Below are 19331 nucleotides of genomic sequence, written 5' to 3' on the forward strand. Positions count from 1 at the left end.
ATATCCATTTCAAACGAATAATTTAGAAAAACTATATTTACTAAGTAAAATCAAATCTAATTAAAGGATGAGAACACTATTACTAACTATTTCAACAGCAATATTTTTAGTTACATCTTGTAACAATGCACCGAAAGAAAACCAGCAAAATCAATCGGATAGTCTTGCAACAAATCAGCTTCAGCATACAGATAAGGAGCCTATTCCTTATATTTTAGCAAAGAATTACTTTGTTAAGAATACAGTTGGAGAAGAAAAAAACGGAGTACATAAGTTAGAATCACAAGCTGATTTTGATAGTCTTTTTTCTGCCGCGGCAACTATGGGGAAAGATGGGATGCCAACGGAGATTAATTTTGATAAGCAATTCGTGATCGCCATTATCACTTCAACTTCAGATCTAACACCAACAATCGACAGTATTATTTTAGAAAAACAAGGACAGGAAATCGCAGTCACCTATAAAGAAGTATTGGGTGAAAAGCAAAGTTACCAAATACGTCCGGTCGCTATCTTAATCATTGATAAACAATATCAGGGGCCTTTGAAATCCGAGATTCAAAAAGAAATCTAAGGATTATCGTAAGTCCTTCTTATCATTATAGATTTCATCGAGAAGTTCATATAGTTCAGGATGGTCTTCTCTTAGCAACTTTGGTTTTTGAAAGAAATACTCAGAAACAACGGCAAGAAATTCCGCTTGATTGGTAGCTGCATAGTCTCGAATATCTGATTTATCTCGCTTAATCAGGGAAATAGTTTCATGCATTTCTTTCAACCAAGGTTCAACCAATTCTTTTGGGATTAAATATTCTGGAACGCCATCTACTTCGCCATCCGCCTTGTCAATGAGGTGTACAAACTCGTGTATTGCTGTGTTGTTTGTAGAATTCTGTTGAAAGCCTGCAAGCAATGCAGGAAGTGACAAAATCATCTTTCTATTCATTGCACCATCCCCAACCATGCCTAGTATATTTCGACCGTTATCTTCTGTATTATACTTCTCATTGAACACTTCTGGATATATCAATACTTCGTCTAAATTCTCATAAGACCAGGACTTGAAATGAAACAACGGAATCGTTGCACTTGCTGCAACCAAAACTCTATGCTCATCATTGATTTTAACACCCTTTTCCGGTGTTATCTTAGTTGTTTGAAGAAAGTATTCCACTCTATCCACAAACGTCTCCTGCTGCTCGTGATTTAACTGTATAAAGAACTTCACGTCGTCCGTTAATACTTTTAAAATCGTTTCTCTGGTTGGAATGACAGAATTTACAATCTTTTTGTTACTCACCTTATTCCAAACGAGGTATATAAGGACAGTTCCGACTAAGAAAATGATAATGGTAATTAAGATTGGAGAGTATTCCATTTTATTTATGTTTATCGATTAAGTGTGAACTTTCTTTGAACAAAATCTATGCTAAAATAGCAATCAAAAAAAAATAGCTGTCCTTTTGAGACAGCTATTTTTTCTAAATATTGTTCAGCTTACATCATGCCGCCCATACCGCCACCCATTGGAGGAGCACCAGCACCACCAATATTGTCTTCTGGATCGTCTGCAAGGACACATTCTGTTGTTAATAACATAGAAGCTACAGAAGCTGCATTTTCTAAAGCAACACGAGAAACTTTAGTAGGATCAATTACACCTGCTGCAATTAAGTTCTCATACTTATCAGTACGTGCATTGTAACCAAAGTCAGCTGTTCCTTCTTTTACTTTTTGCACAATTACAGCACCTTCGATACCTGCGTTTGCACAGATTTGACGTAAAGGCTCTTCGATTGCACGTTTGATAATATCAATACCGATTTGCTCATCTTCATTATCACCTTTAAGGTCCGCTAATGCTTCTGTTGCACGAATGAAAGCAACACCACCTCCAGCAACAATACCTTCTTCTACTGCCGCACGTGTCGCGTGTAAAGCATCGTCAACACGATCCTTCTTCTCTTTCATTTCAACTTCAGTAGTTGCTCCAACGTATAATACAGCAACACCGCCAGATAATTTAGCTAAACGTTCTTGTAATTTCTCACGATCATAATCAGAAGTTGTAGTTTCAATTTGAGAACGGATTTGAGCAACACGAGCCTTAATATCATCAGCTACACCTGATCCGTTGATAATCGTAGTGTTATCTTTATCGATTAAAACTTTCTCAGCTTGTCCTAGGTATGATAATTCAGCATTTTCTAATTTATATCCTCTTTCTTCAGAGATAACTGTTCCACCAGTTAAGATTGCGATATCTTCTAACATCGCTTTACGACGATCACCGAATCCTGGAGCTTTTACAGCTGCAACTTTCAGTGAACCACGAATCTTATTTACTACTAATGTAGCCAAAGCTTCACCGTCTAAATCTTCTGCGATAATTAATAATGGTTTACCAGTCTGAACTTGTTTCTCCAAAATTGGCAACAATTCTTTCATGTTACTAATTTTCTTGTCGTAGATCAAAATGTAAGGACTGTCTAATTCAGCCTCCATTTTGTCAGAGTTAGTCACGAAATATGGAGATAAGTAACCGCGGTCGAATTGCATACCTTCAACAGTTTTTACTTCTGTTTCTGTACCTTTTGCTTCTTCGACAGTAATTACTCCGTCGTTTCCAACTTTTTCCATTGCTTCAGCGATTAAAGAACCAATGATTTCATCATTGTTCGCTGAGATAGAAGCAACTTGTTTAATTTTATTATTGTCAGCACCAACTACTTGAGATTGTGCCTTCAAGTTATTTACAACTGCGCTTACCGCTTTGTCAATACCACGTTTCAAATCCATTGGATTAGCACCCGCAGCAACCGATTTGATACCTGGAGCAACAATCGCTTGTGCCAAAACAGTTGCAGTAGTTGTACCATCACCAGCTTGATCTGCTGTTTTTGAAGCTACTTCTTTTACCATTTGTGCACCCATGTTCTCTAAAGCATCTTTCAATTCGATTTCTTTAGCAACTGAAACACCATCTTTTGTAATTGCTGGAGAACCAAATTTTTTCTCGATGATTACGTTACGACCTTTAGGTCCTAATGTTACCTTTACTGCATTTGCTAATGTATCAACACCTTTTTTCAGTGCGTCACGAGCCTCAACGTTATATTTTACTTGTTTTGCCATTGTTGTTAAAATTGTATTCAGATAGTGTCTGCCGACTATAGGTCAATGCGTTCACTATTGTTTGATTGTTAAAATTAGATTGATTGAATTACAGAACTGCGTAGATATCAGCCTCACGCATAATTAAATATTCTTTACCTTCATAAGTAATCTCAGTTCCAGCGTATTTACCGTATAATACTTTGTCACCAACTTGAACAGTAAGAGGTTCTTCAGGTTTACCAGTACCAACTGCTACGATGGTTCCTTGAGATGGTTTTTCTTTCGCAGTGTCAGGAATGTAGATACCTGATGCTGTTTTTTCTTCTGCTGGAGCAGGCTCTACTACTACTCTGTCTCCGATAGGTTTAATACTTAAAGCCATAATTGTATATCAGTTTTTTATATTTTTAATTCACTTCTTTGACCTAAAGCATCAGTAACTATGCCAATTAGAAATGGCTACTTTTTTTTGTCATTATTACCATTTTCAAGACAAAATCCTGACAAAATATAAATAATGACTGTGTCATGTTGTCAAAATGACTATATCGGTAAGTGGCTCAGGTATGGTTAACGATATAAGAGGAAAAAGAAAAAGCCTTGTCCAAAGGAACAAGGCTTTCAATATATTTTATCGACTTATCTTATTTTGTTGAATCTGTCGCCGCTGGCGCTTGCGTAGCAGGAGCTGTCGTTCCTGTTGCTGGCGTTGTTGTACCTGTTGGATTAGCGTTAGGATTCAAGTTTAAATTAGGGCCTTGTGCTGGCGCTTCAATTTGATCACTTAAGCCACCTGATGCCGAAGCCGATGGACCAACGATGTTGATCGCTAAACTAAATACCATCAAAGCAATGATTAAAATCCAAGTTCCTTTTTCTAAGATATCTCCAGTACGTTGAACTCCCATTAAGTTAGCTCCGCCTGAAAATCCGGAAGATAAACCTCCACCCTTTGGATTTTGTATTAATACAAAAAACGATAATAATAAGCTCACTAAAATGATAAGGATAATAAATAAGGTTGTCATTTTTATATTTCTATTTATAACTTTTGTTCTAATTCTTTAATTCGGGTCGCAAAATACAATTTTTTTTCTGGATTCTCGGAAATTAATTTTTTAAATACTTGAATCGCTTTTTGATACATTGCTTGCCCTTCGTATATGTTTGCTAAGGTCTCAGTCACAACAGACAAATGGTCTTCAGAACTTCGACGAGCTTTATTCTCGTTATTTATTTCTTCAGCTTTTGGAGGTTGAATTTGAGGTTCCTCACGAATAAATTTATCAATTACTTCGTCGCTCTCTTGAACAGGATTAAATTCAACTGTTTCTTTTTTGAATCGTTCACTCAATTTATCCTCGGGATTCTGAAGATGAAATATGTTCTCACGAATTTGTTGATCTAATATCGCTTCATCTAACTTCTGTGGATCAAACTGCCCTTTCTGAGGCTTTGGCAGCACTGGCTGAGCAAACGGCTGATAAGTGTCAGCATGTTCTAAACGTGTCTTATAAAGCCACCAGCGGAAACTATAAGGCATTAACTCATCATTATATAAGCTAATGTTCTCTTCCGAATTAGCTTCCTCTTCTATTTTTACGCTTGGGAGAACAACTTCTACCTTAATAGTAGACTCCTGTAAAGGCTTTTCTTCGTCCCTTGTAAGGTGCTTTGAATTCTGTCGAGGTTTTGCCCCTAAAGCATAGCGCTCATAATCAAAAAGCTGACTTGCATCGATTTCATCATCAACTATTTCCTCATCGTCAGCAATCGCATTCTGCTCAACATTTGTAGATTGATTTGTTTGATCGATATTCTCATCTGGAGTAGGGAGTTCTGTCGCAATATCTTTATTATCGAAAGATTCCTCGTCAATCGAAGAAACAGCTTCCGCCTCGATAGCATCAGGATGACTAGCTAATTCCTCGAAACTAATATACTCATCAGAGTCGACTTCGATTTCAGGGATATCATTTACAGGTTTTTGTAAATAATCTCGAAGCCAAAAAGCATTGTAAGCATACAAAAGAGTTCTCTGCTTATCAACAGACTGTTCTGCTAATTGCTTACGACGTTCATTCGCAAAAACTATAGGTTGGGAATACGGATATTTGGAAAGTAAAAATTGAAAATCCCCCTCATTCACTTCTAGTGGATTTTCTAATGCCTTTCTAAATATATTAAGTTGATCCATTGTGTTCTATAAGTAGATTACCAATTGTTAAACGCCTTGTTAAAGATATCTTCAGCGAGCATTTTTACGATCTCTTGAGAAAGTGAATTCTCTTGTCCAGTAAAATCTCCACGAAACTCCTTAAACTGAGTAAATGATTCTTCAAAATCGCTATTCCCCGTATCGTCCTTGGTATTTTTATATGTCACCTTTACAGTGACAGTCAACCGACTTAACGCTGCCATGTCGGTATTTGACTCAACAGCAGCAGCAGTAATTCCATAGTTAGTAATAACTCCTTCGAATGTAGCGTCCCCGTCCTGATTAACTTGACTCAACCTAGACTGCGTACGAATCGTTTCTTTCAATTTCTCTGTAAACGTTTGACTCAATGAAGGATTTACAATTGGCGAGATATTCTCAAAAAATGCAACAGAATAAGTCTTTAGATTTTCCGGAATTGCACCTCCTGATAAACTATAGTTCACACCACAACCTTGTACTAAACAGATCATTAAAATAGCCATTAAGCTAGCAACGGTGATTCCTCTTATCTTAAACATCAATTTAATAGATTAGTCGAGATTTAAATCTTTAATTTTCCTATATAATGTACGCTCAGAGATTCCTAATTCTTGAGCCGCTGCCTTTCTTTTTCCCTTATGCTTTCTGAGGGCCTTTTTTATCAAATCTGATTCCTTGTCGACCAAAGATAGTGATTCTTCCACTTCCTCCACATCCTGTGTGTCGTAAGTTAAATAATCATTATTATTACTATTTGGTTGGGTTGGATTATGAATCGTCAGTGTCGCTGGCTGTGCTATTGCATAATCATCGCTAACAACGTTCGAGTTTGCAGGACGAACTTCCTGATATAACTGGTTAATATAAGGGGAGTTCTGCTCGATAGTGCCTGGATTAAATCCATTCTGGATCAATTCAACGACTAATTTCTTTAAATCAACCATGTCCTTTCGCATATCGAAAAGCACCTTATACAATAAATCTCTTTCAGAAAAGTTTTCCTTATTTGCCTCCTTAACTGGCATTGGCAAAGTTGTTTGAGATTCAACCGGAATATAATTACTCAATATTGGCGCATTAACAATACGTTCCTTTTCAAGAACCGCAATTTGCTCAGCAATATTCTTTAGTTGGCGAACATTTCCTGGCCAAGAATAATTTGTCAATAATTCCTGCGCATCTGGAGTTAACTGAATACCAGGTGTTCTGTATTTATCCGCAAAATCGACAACAAATTTGCGAAATAATAGATAGATATCTTCTTTACGCTCACGAAGCGATGGAATTCGCAATGGAACAGTGTTCAAGCGATAGTACAAATCTTCACGAAACTTCCCCCTTTTTACGGCTTCATAGACATCGACATTCGTTGCAGCAACCACACGAACATTAGTCTTTTGTACTTTCGAAGATCCGACACGAATATATTCTCCACTTTCTAAGACGCGAAGTAATCGAGCTTGGGTTCCTAATGGCAACTCTCCTACTTCATCTAAAAAAATAGTACCTCCATCAACTACCTCAAAATATCCTTTACGAGATTCATGTGCTCCAGTAAAAGACCCTTTCTCGTGACCAAATAACTCAGAATCAATAGTTCCTTCAGGTATTGCCCCACAGTTCACCGCTATGAATGGTCCATGCTTACGACCACTTAACTGATGAATAATATGTGAAAAAACCTCTTTTCCAGATCCACTCTCTCCTTGAATCAAAACCGATATATCGGTAGGTGCTACTTGGCGCGCAATATCAATCGCACGATTCAATAAAGGGGAATTTCCAATAATCCCAAACCTATTCTTGATATCCTGATGATCCATTTAAATCTTTATTTTTTGAAATAAATATTAGTCTACGATCTTTCCAATTAATGTTGCTGAAGTACAGCTCACGCCCAGTACATTAACGTAATCTCCCACCTTATAGCGTTCATCTACTGGAAAAACAGCCATTGTATTTTGATCATTTCTACCACAAAAATCTTTATCGGAACGTTTCGAAAAGCCTTCAATCAAAACACGATGCACTTTTCCAACGAAATTCTCAACACGATACAAGCTGTGCTCTCGTTGTAGATCAACAACCTCAGTTAATCGACGTTTTTTAACGTCTTCCGGGATGTCGTCAGCGTAACGCTTTGCAGCCAATGTACCTGGACGCTCAGAATAAGCAAACATATACGCGAAGTCATACTTCACATATTCCATCATTGATAACGTTTCTTTATGCTCTTCCTCTGTTTCTGTACAGAATCCGGTAATCACATCCGTAGAGATGCCGCAAGTAGGAATAATGCGACGAATAGCATCAACTCTTTCCATGTACCATTCTCTATCGTATGTTCTGTTCATTAACTCCAATACTCTACTATTCCCCGATTGAACAGGTAAATGAATGTACTTGCAAATATTCTCATAACGAGACATGGTATGAAGAACTTCGTCTGTGATATCTTTTGGGTGAGAAGTGGAAAAACGAACGCGAAGTTCCGGACTGACGTCAGCAACGAGCGCCAATAATTGCGCAAAGTTTACAGTTTCTTTAGGAGTTTCACCTTCCGAAACTGGCGCAGTATATTTATAAGAATCAACATTTTGCCCCAATAAAGTAACTTCTTTATAACCGGCATCGAATAACCCCTGTGCTTCCTTTACAATTGATTCAACATCTCTACTTCGCTCTCTCCCTCTAGTAAAAGGGACTACACAGAAAGAACACATATTATCACATCCACGCATAATGGAAATGAAAGCAGAAATACCATTTGAATTTAAACGAACAGGACTAATATCGGCATATGTCTCTTCACGAGATAGCAATACATTCACTGCACGCCCACCCTCGTCAACTTTTTCAATTAGATTCGGTAGATCCCGATAGGCATCTGGACCAACAACTACATCTACCAACTTCTCTTCTTCTAAGAACTTTGCTTTCAAGCGCTCTGCCATACAACCTAAAACACCGACAACCATCCCTGGATTCTTAGCTTTGGCCGACTCAAACTCTTTCAACCGATTACGAACGCGAGTCTCTGCATTTTCGCGAATAGAACAGGTATTTATAAAAACCACATCCGCATCCCTAAAATCTCGAGTTGTTTCATATCCCTTTTCCATAAGAATTGAAGCAACAATCTCACTATCTGAAAAGTTCATTTGGCAACCGTAGCTTTCTATATAAAGCTTACGACCATTCGACAATCCAGTAGGCACCAACTCCAAAGCTTCCCCTTGGCGCGTCTCATCATGTGTTTTCGTAGTATGTGATAACTCTAGCATAGTCATTTTTCAAAGAATACAAAGTTACTAATAAAAACGAAAAGAAATGACAGTTTGTCAGCAGTTGACTAAAATTTAACAAATAAATTAGTGAGATAAATGAGGGATAGCCCCGCCACAAATCTTCAAATTTCCACACAGCATTTTATGTGATGTTTGCTAACGCTTTTTCTTCAAAATAGAGCTTTTCAAAGTGTTGTAAAAGTCGACTCCCAACAATTTCCTTAAGCTATTACGCATGACCAATTTATAATAATCGTTTTTGGTTTTAGTTCGAACGCGACTCGCAAAAAAAGCACTATTACCATCATCCTCCGCCTTGTCGTGCATGATATAAACACTATCTTTATAAAGATGAGCTAGAGGTGTTATTATCGATTGGTCGTGTTTATGATAGGCTAGAGTTGCACTCTCGGCTTTTTTTTCCTCTTCTGTCGGATCAATTATTAGTTCAGGATGTTCCAATGTGATAGATAGCCAACGCCTAATAAATTCATTCGATTTGCCTCTAACAAGAAAAACACCGCCCATGATTTTATTATATTTGAAACCGTAATCTTGATCTTTGAGAATCTCTTTAAAGAAATTTTGAGTTGACTGCTTTGTCCAATACCCAATTTTAGTTGAAGACTGACCAAATTTCTCCCATTCAAGCATAACATCTTTATATGCAAAACAAACTGTATCAAACTTATCAAGCAATTTAAAATACTCCTCCCACTGATCCGATTTACAAATAGTATTTCCAGCGTCAGAATATACAACAACAGTTCCTTCTTCAAATTTTTGTAAAGTCTCCCAAATTATAGCCGGTTTCCAGGCCCAATAACCAGCACCGCGTCGATAACTTAACAAGGGAGAGTCCTTAATTACTTCCGGCAAAGTATTGGGTGTATACAAAATAACATCAGTAAACAAACCTGTATCTCTTGCCAATTTCCCAACTCGCTTCAACGAATACGCCATCGCATCATCAGCAAATGAAATAAAAACCTTTTTCATCAAAACAGTTTTAGTTAATATTTAGAATCCAAATTACAAGCATCAATGTGGTTTGAAGAGACTGCGAATTAGAAATCAGAGTAAAATACATTTTTTTAAGGAAATAAATTGAATGTAAAAATATGGACATAGCTCAAATGTGGCAAAAAGAAGAATCACTTAATCTTAATAATGTAGCCCTGAAACCACAAAAAAAAGATCGAGCGAGCTAAAATTAACTTTAGCTCGCTCGATCGAAAATATCTCGAGAAACAATTAAGCTTATTGACCGGCTTCTTGTTTCGCTTGTTCTTGCATTTTCTTACTTGCAACAATCACAATCTCTACACGACGGTTTTCCGCTCTACCAGTTTCAGTATCGTTAGATGAAATTGGCTCTGAATAATTCTTACCTTCTGTTCTGATACGGCCACTCGCGATACCCTGAGATACTGCATATGACTTCACAGACGCGGCACGACCATCAGAAACCTTTTGGTTTGCTTGTAATGTACCTACATTATCAGTATGACCTAAAACAAGAATTTCAGTATCTGGTTCTTTGTTTAATGTTTCTACTAATTTAGCAATGTTGGTTTTCGCAGTAGATTTTAACGCTGTACTGTTGAAATCAAATAAGATTCCTGAATCAAACTTTACTAAAATACCCTCACCCACTTGCTCAACCTCAGCTCCAGCAACCGTATTCTCGATTTCTTTCGCTTGTTTGTCCATTTTCTTACCAATCAATGTACCTGCCGCACCACCAATTACAGCACCAGCAATGGCACCAACTGCCGTATTACCAGCTTTGCCACCAATTAATGCACCAATAGCACCACCAGCAGCAGTACCAACTACAGCACCTTTTGTTGTGCTACTTGTATTTTGAATAGTTGAACAGCTAGCAAACAACATCGCTGAAGTCGCAACTGTCAATCCATAAACCGCTAATCTTTTATTCATTTTCATAACCACTAATTTTATTCTTAATATTTCTAATTTGTTTCAGTAACAGATATTTTGCAAAGCCAATGCCAAAGTCAATAACAACTAAACAAGCGATATTCAATCTGCTGACTGTCAGCTATTTATTTTTGTTGCTCAGGGATTTCCAGCTTTGGAAGACGCGTAGACTTTGGACGCCCTTGTGCATCCCAAGATTTAAATGAGTTGGTAATATAGGTCATAATATCATATTGCCCCCAATGCTGCGCTGTGCTGTAGGAAGGTCTATATAAATCCATGAAGGACTGCAGATCATCGCCCTCTAATTTTGTCAATTGAGTAACTAATGTTCTGTTGAAAATACGATCCACTTTAGTTGCTTCCACTTCTTGGTTCATATATTTTTCAAAACGCTTTGCATTCTTCGCTTCTTGCCCAAATAGATTATAAAGTGCAGTGGCAGGACTCGCTAGATAAGTTCCGAATTTATTATGGCCTCCGTTGTAAACTCCCTTCTTTTTATACTCGTCCAAATAACCGCGCATTTCAGCTTCTTTCGAACTACGAGTTACAATAACGGTCTCTATTGTTAGGCCAGATTGAAGATCAACTAAAATATCCTCTAAAGTTCTAACAACGGTCTTCGTTGGCCCGAACCCCACTTTATTAAAAGATAATGTATCACCTACAGATGCAAAAATGGTAAATACTCCATAAGCATTTGTCCGAGTTGACTGCCCGTTTTTTAAATTGTTAATATTAACATCGACAATCCTTGAACTCGTCCCCTTTTCTAGCACTAAACCGGAAATCGATCCAGCCTCTTGCGCACGTAAGGAGAACGCACAACCAAAGCTTAGCAATACACTTAAAAGGATAATATTTTTTATTTTTCTATACATATAATATGCTAAAGGTAGCAATAGTTTAGACTGGCAAATGTTAAATAGTTTAAAAAAGAATCCACTTAATAGGGATAAAACACGAAATTAGCCCCTTCTGGAACGACTACAAACAGACACATAAACTCATTTGCTGGCTTAAAGCTTTTTTCAAAATAAGCACGCTTGTCTTCCTCAATCAAGCCCTTCTCGATAAACTCTTCTAAGGAACTTGCATGAACTGTCCAAGCTGTATTTAATTCAGCGCGATCTAAAATAACTTCTCCCAAATCCACCTCATGCTGATGTGCAACAAAAATAGGATATAGGGTATAGCCTTCGGCCATTAATTCAACCGCAACTTCCTGAATAGCTTCTTTGTAAAAATCTAAATCAGCTTTTAAGCTAACTAAGGGACTCTTTGCCTTTGGGCTTTGATTGTCTCCTTCTTGCTTATTTAGCAAATCTTGTAAATCCATTATTTTCTTAGCTTTAATAAGACCACATTTTCTACGTGTTGCGTATGCGGAAACATATCCACAGGTTTGATACGAGAAACTTCATACTTGCTTTGCAACATTTCAAGGTCGCGTGCCTGCGTTGCAGCATTACAACTCACGTAGACAACTTTTTCACTTTCCATTTCCAATATACGCTCTACAACATCAGCGTGCATGCCTGCACGTGGAGGATCCGTGATTACAACGTCAGGTTTTCCATGTTCTTTAACAAAATCACTCGTCAAAACATCCTTCATATCACCGGCAAAAAACTTTGTATTAACAATACCGTTAATCTGCGAGTTAACCTTAGCATCTTCGATTGCTGTTGGCACATACTCGACTCCAACAACTTCTCTAGCAGTCTTCGCAACGAAATTTGCAATTGTTCCTGCACCAGTATATAAGTCATAAACCAACTCATCACCTTGTAAATCAGCAAATTCACGTGTAATCTTATACAACTCATAAGCTTGACGTGAATTCGTTTGATAAAAAGACTTAGGACCTACTTTAAATTTTAAGCCTTCCATCTCTTCATATATAAAATCACGACCCGAGAAAACCTCAATATCCTGGTCAAAAATAGTGTCGTTTCGTTTTTGATTGATTATATATTGTAAAGAAGTAATACTCGGGAATTTATCTTGAATAAATTTCATTAATAAATCAACCTGTTCTTCTTCAGGATAAGCAAAAACAACAATTACCATCAATTCTCCAGTAGAAGAAGTTCGGATAATTAGATTTCTTAGGGCGCCTTCATGTTGTTTTAGGTCATAGAATGAGATCTCATTCGCCTTCGCAAATTCAAAAATCGAATTACGTAAATCATTTGAAGGATCTTGTTGAAGATAGCAATGATCAACTGTCAAAATCTTGTCGAAGCGTCCTGGCACATGGAACCCTAGGGCATCCATGGAATCACCGGGTTGCACATCGTCAAGATCTGTTAACCAACGCTTATTAGAAAAAGTATACTCTAATTTATTACGATAGTAACTAGTTTGTTCTGAAGCTAAAATTGGCTCCATATCGGAGACATCAACTTTACCTATACGGGAAAGTGCATTACCAACATATTGTTCCTTAAACTTCAGCTGTGCATCATAGGTCATATGTTGCCATTTACAACCTCCACATACTCCAAAATGAGAACAAAAGGGATCTACGCGATATTCCGACGCTTGCTTAATTGCAGTAACACGCCCTTCTACAAAACTCTTCTTCTTGCGCATTAACTCCACGTCAACCACATCCCCTGGCACAGCGCGCTCAATAAAATAAACTAAATTATCTTGCTTAGCTACACCTTTTCCCTCTTCTGCAATATCAATAATTGACAGATCGGATATAAACTTTTTATCTTGAGCGATTCTTCTTCCCATATTGGCTGCAAAAATACGGATTAGATATGAGATTTTTTACTGCCTATAAAAGACAAGACAGGGGTCAATATGTTTTGGAACTTGGGGTGAAATAGAAGCCGACTTTTGAAAGCTTAAACTGTCCGCTTGCTACATACTTATCATAGGAAAAAAGTATGTTTTAAATCTTTCGACAAAACCGCAACTACGTCGGTTAGAACGCAATAATTTAAAGCAATGTAGCCTCCACCAAATATGGGAGCATATCTTTTTGAAATGAAATAAAATTTTTACGAACATCCCCCACAGAAACAGCTGTAAATGCGAAGGAGAAGACGATATTTTTACTACACTTAATTAAGAACGTGAGACGTTCTTCAGGAATCGTTGCACTGATTGTTTCATTCTGCATAAATGAACGAAGCAAAAGGAACTCCAAATCGTCAGAAAGAATCTTTAAGTACTCTTGAGCGTTCGCCGACTCACGAAGAAACTCCCAACCAACAAATTCATTACAGACTGTATAAGTAACACGACTTACTTTCAAAATTGTATTTGCTAAAAAAGTCGCCAAATCCTTCTCGTTGACATGTTTATTCAAGATATCGGATACATTCTCTTCAATGTAGTCCATTAGGACCGCATGCAGAATTAACTCTTTACTAGCAAAATATTTATAAAAGGTAGCTTTAGCTATACAAGCATTTTTCGCAAGTTCATTTACACTAGTTTTATTATAGCCATACTTTCTAAAAAGTTCGCGTGCTGACTTCTTTATTGCTATGACTATTTTATCTTCCATTAACTAGTTTAAAGATTATAATTCTATGTTGCTCATGAGTGGAGCAACATAGAATATGTATTTCGTTCCTTAAATGATTTCCGTCTCAAACTGAGACAAGAAACGAACATCATTTTCAGAGAATAACCTTAAATCCCGAATTTCGTATTTAAGGTTTGTAATGCGTTCGATACCCATACCGAAAGCAAAACCAGAATATTTTTTACTATCGACCCCACAGTTTTCTAACACATTAGGATCAACCATTCCACAGCCTAGGATTTCTACCCAGCCAGAATATTTACACATCTGACAACCGGCACCTTTACAAATTGTACAAGAGATATCCATCTCTGCAGAAGGTTCCGTAAATGGAAAGTATGAAGGACGGAAACGTACTTTTGTATCATCACCATAAAGTTCCTTGACGAAATGGTAAAGTGTCTGCTTTAAATCTGCAAACGAGACTTCCTCATCCACATACAATCCCTCCACTTGATGGAAGAAACAATGTGCACGAGCAGAAATCGCTTCATTGCGGTAGACACGACCAGGCATAATCGCACGAAACGGCGGCTGACCTTGCTCCATTAGTCGAACTTGTACGGATGATGTATGCGTACGCAACACAACATCGTTACCATCCTGTTTCTTAATAAAGAATGTATCCTGCATATCGCGCGCTGGATGTTCAGGCGCAAAGTTTAATGCAGAGAAATTATGCCAATCATCTTCAATGTCATTTCCTTCAGCAACAACGAAGCCTAATTTCTTGAAAATCTCTACAATTTCCTTACGAACCAATGACAACGGATGTCTCGACCCTAAAGTGAAACCTTGACCAGGAAGCGTTAAATCGCCTTCTTTCTTATTTTGACTACTATCAGCTTGACTCGCAAATTGCTCTGAAGCTTCTTGAAACTTGTTTTCTGCTAATTGCTTGAACTCGTTCAATACTTTTCCCAATACACGTTTCTCTTCCGAGGAAACTGTTTTGAATTCTTCGAACAAACTCTTGACGATGCCCTTCGACACCAAAAACTTAAGACGGAATGCCTCCACGTCTTGTACTGAACTTGGAGCAAATGCTTCAATCTCTTGGGTATACTGCGTTATTTTATCTTGCAACATGCGCCAAAGATACAGCAAATTTTAAAAAGTTTATGATAAGGTTTGGTAATTAATTTAGGCAAATGTTAAAATGGCAAGCCATCATTATCATCATTATTCTCCGTGAAATCAACAGATTGTTCTTTTTCAACTTCCACAGTTGAGGCATTGGTAGATGTTCCTTGTGGATTTTGCGGTTCAAAATCTGATCGACGACCTAAAAGGTTAAAACTCTCAGCGACAATTTCTGTCGTATATCGACGGATCCCCTCTTTATCCTCATAGGATCTGGTCCTCAACTTTCCTTCGATATAGACGAGCTTACCTTTACTCAGGTATTTTACAGCAACGTCTGCCAAGCCTCGCCAAAGGACAATATTATGCCACTCTGTTTGCTCTATTCGCTTGCCGTCTTTACTAAAGGTTTCGGAAGTGGCCAAGGGAAAACTTGCCACACTTACATTCCCTTCCAGATAACGGATTTCAGGGTCCTTACCCAAATGTCCTACTAAAATAACTTTGTTTACTCCAGACATACAATAATCAATAATTTAGGATTAGTTAGCACTAAAAATGTCGCTCAATGAAGGAGCTAATCAGTTTATGTTTAGCTAATTTATCTAAATTTCCCAACAAATAATAATTCCAACTGTTTTTTTTCGGCAAATCAACACCGGAATAATCCATTCTATAGAAGCTTGCGTAAATATTCTGATGACTGAGCACATGCTTTTGTAAACCACCAATCGGATAAATCGTTGAATTCCCAAATAGTTCGTAGAATTCGCTGGATATTTGTAAGTCCTCTATCGAAAGAGCGTTCGCCGTTTCTAACATGGGAAACTCAAACAAATTTGTCCAAACATCTCCATCTGGACGTTGCGACATTAACACTTTTCCATCTTGTTCAATAATGAAGTAATGAAAATATCGATCCCTACTTTTCTTCCCTTTAATTTTCTTAGGTAATTCCGCCTGCAAACTATTTGCATAAGCGACACAGTCGACACGCAAAGGGCAGACACTACAATCGGGATTCTTTGGCTTACATTGCAATGCTCCAAAATCCATCATCGCTTGATTGTACTCGCCTGGGTGATGCTGATCTAATAATTCATCCGCAAGCTTCGAAAACAACTTCTTACCAATGGTAGAATTAATTGGTTCTTCGATCCCAAAATATCGCGAAAGAACTCGAAAGACGTTACCATCTAATACTGCATGCGCATGATTCTCGGAGAATGACGCAATCGCAGCAGCAGTGTATTCGCCAATACCAGGGAGCGATAAGAGCGTACTATAATGCGTTGGAAAGACGCCATCATAAAGATCAACAACTTGTTTTGCAGCCTTATGCATATTTCGCGCACGTGAATAATAACCCAACCCTTGCCACAAGCGCAAGATATTATCCTCTTCTGCTTCGGCGAACTTTGTTACATTTGGATATTCCTCTACAAATCGAAAAAAATATGGAGTTCCTTGCTCAACTCTTGTTTGTTGAAGAATAATCTCTGATAGCCAAATTACATAAGGATTCTTAGTTTCTCGCCATGGCAGAGCTCTTTTATGCTGTTGATACCAATCAAGGATACGTGCTGAAAACGACATGATACAAAGATGAAAATTATTCTAAAATTCAATCCATCTGGAGTTATTAAATGTTAAAAAATCATTAAATAAACTTGACTTACTATAAATTAGCAATTCGACTAGCAGTATTTAGAGAAGTAATTACTATGATTAAACAAAAGACTTCCGTTGTCATTCTAGACGCCAACGGAGATTCTGATCGCAAGATTCAAGTTCCAACTTTTATCGTAAAAAACTGGAAACGAATTCTTGGCTTAGGTGTAATATTGATATGCCTAGCCTGCGGTACTATTGTATATCTCGCAACAAAAAACACCAGCGAGCGTTACGAAAAAGAGTTAACTCAAAAAGTGAAAGCCCTAGAAGCGGCAAAACAATCGCTTGCAACCGAGGAAGCATCCAATCAAATGAGTATGGAGCAAGTCCAAAAATCCTTTGACGCCATTGATAGTACACTCAACCAGATTAATACCAAAATGCGTAAAAGAGGGTTAAAAGATATTGCCCCTAAAATTAAAAACGTTGGTGGTCCAGTAGAGGAGGAATTAAACTTAGAAGAGTTAACCAAATTTTACAAAAAAGAGTTAAAAAATCTGGACAAGAAGTTAGAAGGTATTCCACTTGGAATCCCTCATCACGGAAAGATAACATCCCAATTTGGTTATCGTCGTAACCCATTTACCAATAAAGGTAGAGAAATGCATTCTGGTATTGACATCAAAGGAAATACAGGAGAGGCTATAAAAGCAACCGCTGCTGGCAAAGTAGTTCATGCAGGATACAAAGGGCAATACGGTCGAGTGATCATAATTGAACACAGCAATGGTTGGGAGACGAGATATGCACACCTTTCAAGAACAAAAGTTCGTGAGGGGCAACGCGTCGAAGCCGGTCAAACCATTGGAAGCTTAGGCAACACAGGAAGGTCGACTGGACCACACTTACATTACGAGCTATTAAGCCACGGCACTAAGATCAATCCAGAGAAGACGTTAAAATTTTAGTAAGAGACGAATACTAACCACCTATCATAATTTATCAAAAGTAAAAAGCATTGAACCTCCAGTTCAATGCTTTTTTATTCTATTCCTATCGAATAAGACTGCTAAAAAGCGATACTTATTGATACAAACCAAACGGCTGAATCACCCGTTAATCAATCTATACTCCATTGTTAATAAAATTCACGATTCTCTTTTTGCAGAATCAAAAAAAACAGGGACTTTTGAGCAATAATTAACGACAACATGAAATTAGCGACCGCTTTAACGCTCTTTTGTTTATTGGGACAGAGTGCTTTCGCACAAGAAGAAGAATCAACGGAGATAGAAATCGTACAAGAATCTAGTGATATCGAACTTGGCGAAGGTTTTATTGCCTATCACGATTCCTCAACTTTTAATTACGGATTGAAAACATCCGATGGACAAATTATCACACAACCCATTTATTCCTCAATTGGTGAATACATCGACGGCTGCTTTATTGTTGTGAATGAAGATTACTTAAGTGGCATAATTGACGTTAATGCAAATCCACTAGTCGAATTAAGTTATGATGAGCTGCTGTACGACGCTACTGTCAAAGCATACATTTACAACAAAGAAGGCAAAGCGGGTTTAATGAGCAAAAATGGAAAACCACTCTGGAACGTAAGCTACTCTTCACTGGCCCCATTTATCGACAACTATGCAGTCTTTTCTACAGAAGACAGGTATGGATTGGTTGATCAATCTGGTCATGTTGTTGTTCCTGCAAATTATGAAAGCATTATGCAATTCGACTCAAAATACTATGTTGTATTAAGCGGGCAGCATATGCAAGTCTATAATCTAAAAGATCAATCTTTGATTATTGGAGATTATCAGTATCTATTCCTATCCTTTATTGACGACCTATTTATTGCAAGTAAAGACGGTTTAAGCTACGGGTATGTAAATGGAAATGGAGAAACCGTTATTCCTTTTCAATATAGCTTTGCCGGTCAATTTATTGATGGTGTAGCTTCAGTTATAAAAACTGGAGAGGAAGAAATGATTAATATTAACCCTAAAGGAGAAGAATTAAAAAATTCACAGAATTACTAGTCTGAATGACCTATAAAATACACACCTTACATCGCGGAAAATTCATTTGGATTCTACTCGGCGGCTTATTTGCAGCAGGATTTGCCCTGTCTTACTTTGATATCCGTGAAATAATAAAAATTATTGTTCTCTTATTTTGTATTCCTGCAATCATGTTCTTGGCGGCAAAGTTAAGCTACCAGGAATCTCTTTGGACGATTGATGGTGATCTTTTAACTATTCACAAATCAGGAAAAACAACGGAGATAAACATCTCTCAAATCGAATATATCAAAAACCATATGCGTTCGGGAGGCAATCTTCTGGCGATCTACAAAAAAGGAAAGTCAAGTCCGAATCGGATCTGGCGAAACAAACTATTTGTAGACACGGATCAATTTGAAGAATTAAGTATGCAGCTAAAAGAACGTGGGATTGAATTTATCATAGCCTAAACCCAATACGTATCGATATCGCTACAGCCGGCAGAATCAATCAATCAA

21 protein-coding genes are annotated in these 19331 nt (G+C 37.6%); 4 read left to right on the top strand and 17 right to left on the bottom strand.

Translation table 11 applies throughout. The features are described from left to right. The first annotated feature begins 67 nt into the window (after positions 1–67). Positions 68–574 carry a hypothetical protein gene (locus GFH32_RS16395; protein WP_153512619.1) on the top strand — a complete coding sequence of 169 codons (507 nt, stop codon included), beginning with the start codon at positions 68–70 and terminating at the stop codon, positions 572–574. Positions 575–577: 3 nt separating this feature from the next. On the opposite strand, the gene GFH32_RS16400 is transcribed toward GFH32_RS16395, so the two are convergent. From GFH32_RS16400 to mutY, 17 genes are all read right to left on the bottom strand, one after another. Next, positions 578–1378: a M90 family metallopeptidase gene (locus tag GFH32_RS16400; RefSeq protein WP_153512620.1), complete on the bottom strand. Its 801-nt coding sequence runs from the start codon at positions 1376–1378 to the stop codon at positions 578–580. A 119-nt stretch (positions 1379–1497) separates the two neighbouring features. Further along, positions 1498–3135 (bottom strand): chaperonin GroEL, encoded by a 1638-nt coding sequence (gene groL, locus GFH32_RS16405; protein WP_153512621.1) that lies wholly within the window; start codon positions 3133–3135, stop codon positions 1498–1500. 88 nt (positions 3136–3223) lie between these two features. Then, on the bottom strand, positions 3224–3499 hold the full coding sequence (locus GFH32_RS16410) for a co-chaperone GroES (protein WP_153512622.1): 276 nt from the start codon (positions 3497–3499) through the stop codon (positions 3224–3226). A gap of 262 nt (positions 3500–3761) precedes the next feature. Continuing rightward, positions 3762–4145, bottom strand: coding sequence for a preprotein translocase subunit SecG (gene secG / locus GFH32_RS16415; RefSeq protein WP_153512623.1), 384 nt, complete (start codon positions 4143–4145; stop codon positions 3762–3764). A 14-nt stretch (positions 4146–4159) separates the two neighbouring features. Further along, a complete protein-coding gene (locus GFH32_RS16420) occupies positions 4160–5314 on the bottom strand; it encodes a hypothetical protein (RefSeq protein WP_153512624.1) in 1155 nt (384 codons plus the stop codon). 17 nt (positions 5315–5331) lie between these two features. After that, positions 5332–5856, bottom strand: coding sequence for an LptE family protein (locus tag GFH32_RS16425; protein ID WP_153512625.1), 525 nt, complete (start codon positions 5854–5856; stop codon positions 5332–5334). Between the two features lie 12 nt (positions 5857–5868). Next, positions 5869–7140: a sigma-54 interaction domain-containing protein gene (locus GFH32_RS16430; RefSeq protein WP_153512626.1), complete on the bottom strand. Its 1272-nt coding sequence runs from the start codon at positions 7138–7140 to the stop codon at positions 5869–5871. 27 nt (positions 7141–7167) lie between these two features. Beyond that, complete coding sequence (miaB, locus tag GFH32_RS16435; protein WP_153513117.1) at positions 7168–8601, bottom strand: tRNA (N6-isopentenyl adenosine(37)-C2)-methylthiotransferase MiaB; 1434 nt, start codon at positions 8599–8601, stop codon at positions 7168–7170. 159 nt (positions 8602–8760) lie between these two features. Beyond that, entirely contained in the window at positions 8761–9603 is an 843-nt protein-coding gene (locus GFH32_RS16440; RefSeq protein ID WP_153512627.1) for a hypothetical protein, read from the bottom strand. 261 nt (positions 9604–9864) lie between these two features. Next, the gene (locus GFH32_RS16445) at positions 9865–10548 is read right to left on the bottom strand and encodes an OmpA family protein (RefSeq protein ID WP_317162866.1); all 684 of its coding nucleotides are present in this window, start codon (positions 10546–10548) and stop codon (positions 9865–9867) included. A 125-nt stretch (positions 10549–10673) separates the two neighbouring features. After that, positions 10674–11432: a hypothetical protein gene (locus GFH32_RS16450; RefSeq protein WP_153512629.1), complete on the bottom strand. Its 759-nt coding sequence runs from the start codon at positions 11430–11432 to the stop codon at positions 10674–10676. Between the two features lie 65 nt (positions 11433–11497). Continuing rightward, on the bottom strand, positions 11498–11890 hold the full coding sequence (locus tag GFH32_RS16455; RefSeq protein WP_153512630.1) for a hypothetical protein: 393 nt from the start codon (positions 11888–11890) through the stop codon (positions 11498–11500). After that, positions 11890–13299 carry a 23S rRNA (uracil(1939)-C(5))-methyltransferase RlmD gene (rlmD, locus tag GFH32_RS16460; RefSeq protein WP_153512631.1) on the bottom strand — a complete coding sequence of 470 codons (1410 nt, stop codon included), beginning with the start codon at positions 13297–13299 and terminating at the stop codon, positions 11890–11892. The genes GFH32_RS16455 and rlmD overlap by 1 nt, the downstream gene beginning before the upstream one ends. 208 nt (positions 13300–13507) lie before the next feature. Then, positions 13508–14080: a TetR/AcrR family transcriptional regulator gene (locus GFH32_RS16465; protein ID WP_153512632.1), complete on the bottom strand. Its 573-nt coding sequence runs from the start codon at positions 14078–14080 to the stop codon at positions 13508–13510. A 69-nt stretch (positions 14081–14149) separates the two neighbouring features. Continuing rightward, positions 14150–15190 (bottom strand): phenylalanine--tRNA ligase subunit alpha, encoded by a 1041-nt coding sequence (gene pheS, locus GFH32_RS16470; RefSeq protein ID WP_153512633.1) that lies wholly within the window; start codon positions 15188–15190, stop codon positions 14150–14152. 65 nt (positions 15191–15255) lie between these two features. Next, entirely contained in the window at positions 15256–15705 is a 450-nt protein-coding gene (locus GFH32_RS16475; protein ID WP_153512634.1) for a single-stranded DNA-binding protein, read from the bottom strand. 31 nt (positions 15706–15736) lie between these two features. Further along, entirely contained in the window at positions 15737–16780 is a 1044-nt protein-coding gene (mutY, locus tag GFH32_RS16480; protein WP_153512635.1) for an A/G-specific adenine glycosylase, read from the bottom strand. A gap of 128 nt (positions 16781–16908) precedes the next feature. On the opposite strand from mutY, the gene GFH32_RS16485 reads away from it, so the two are divergent. The 3 genes from GFH32_RS16485 (at position 16909) to GFH32_RS18680 (ending at position 19283) form a co-directional block, all read left to right on the top strand. Then, positions 16909–17766, top strand: a complete 858-nt coding sequence (locus GFH32_RS16485; protein ID WP_153512636.1) for a M23 family metallopeptidase — start codon at positions 16909–16911, stop codon at positions 17764–17766. 243 nt (positions 17767–18009) lie between these two features. Continuing rightward, positions 18010–18849: a WG repeat-containing protein gene (locus GFH32_RS16490; protein ID WP_153512637.1), complete on the top strand. Its 840-nt coding sequence runs from the start codon at positions 18010–18012 to the stop codon at positions 18847–18849. A 5-nt stretch (positions 18850–18854) separates the two neighbouring features. Further along, positions 18855–19283: a hypothetical protein gene (locus GFH32_RS18680; RefSeq protein ID WP_153512638.1), complete on the top strand. Its 429-nt coding sequence runs from the start codon at positions 18855–18857 to the stop codon at positions 19281–19283. Positions 19284–19331 lie beyond the last annotated feature (48 nt).

Source organism: Sphingobacteruim zhuxiongii (assembly GCF_009557615.1).
GTDB classification, from domain to species: Bacteria; Bacteroidota; Bacteroidia; order Sphingobacteriales; family Sphingobacteriaceae; genus Sphingobacterium; species Sphingobacterium zhuxiongii.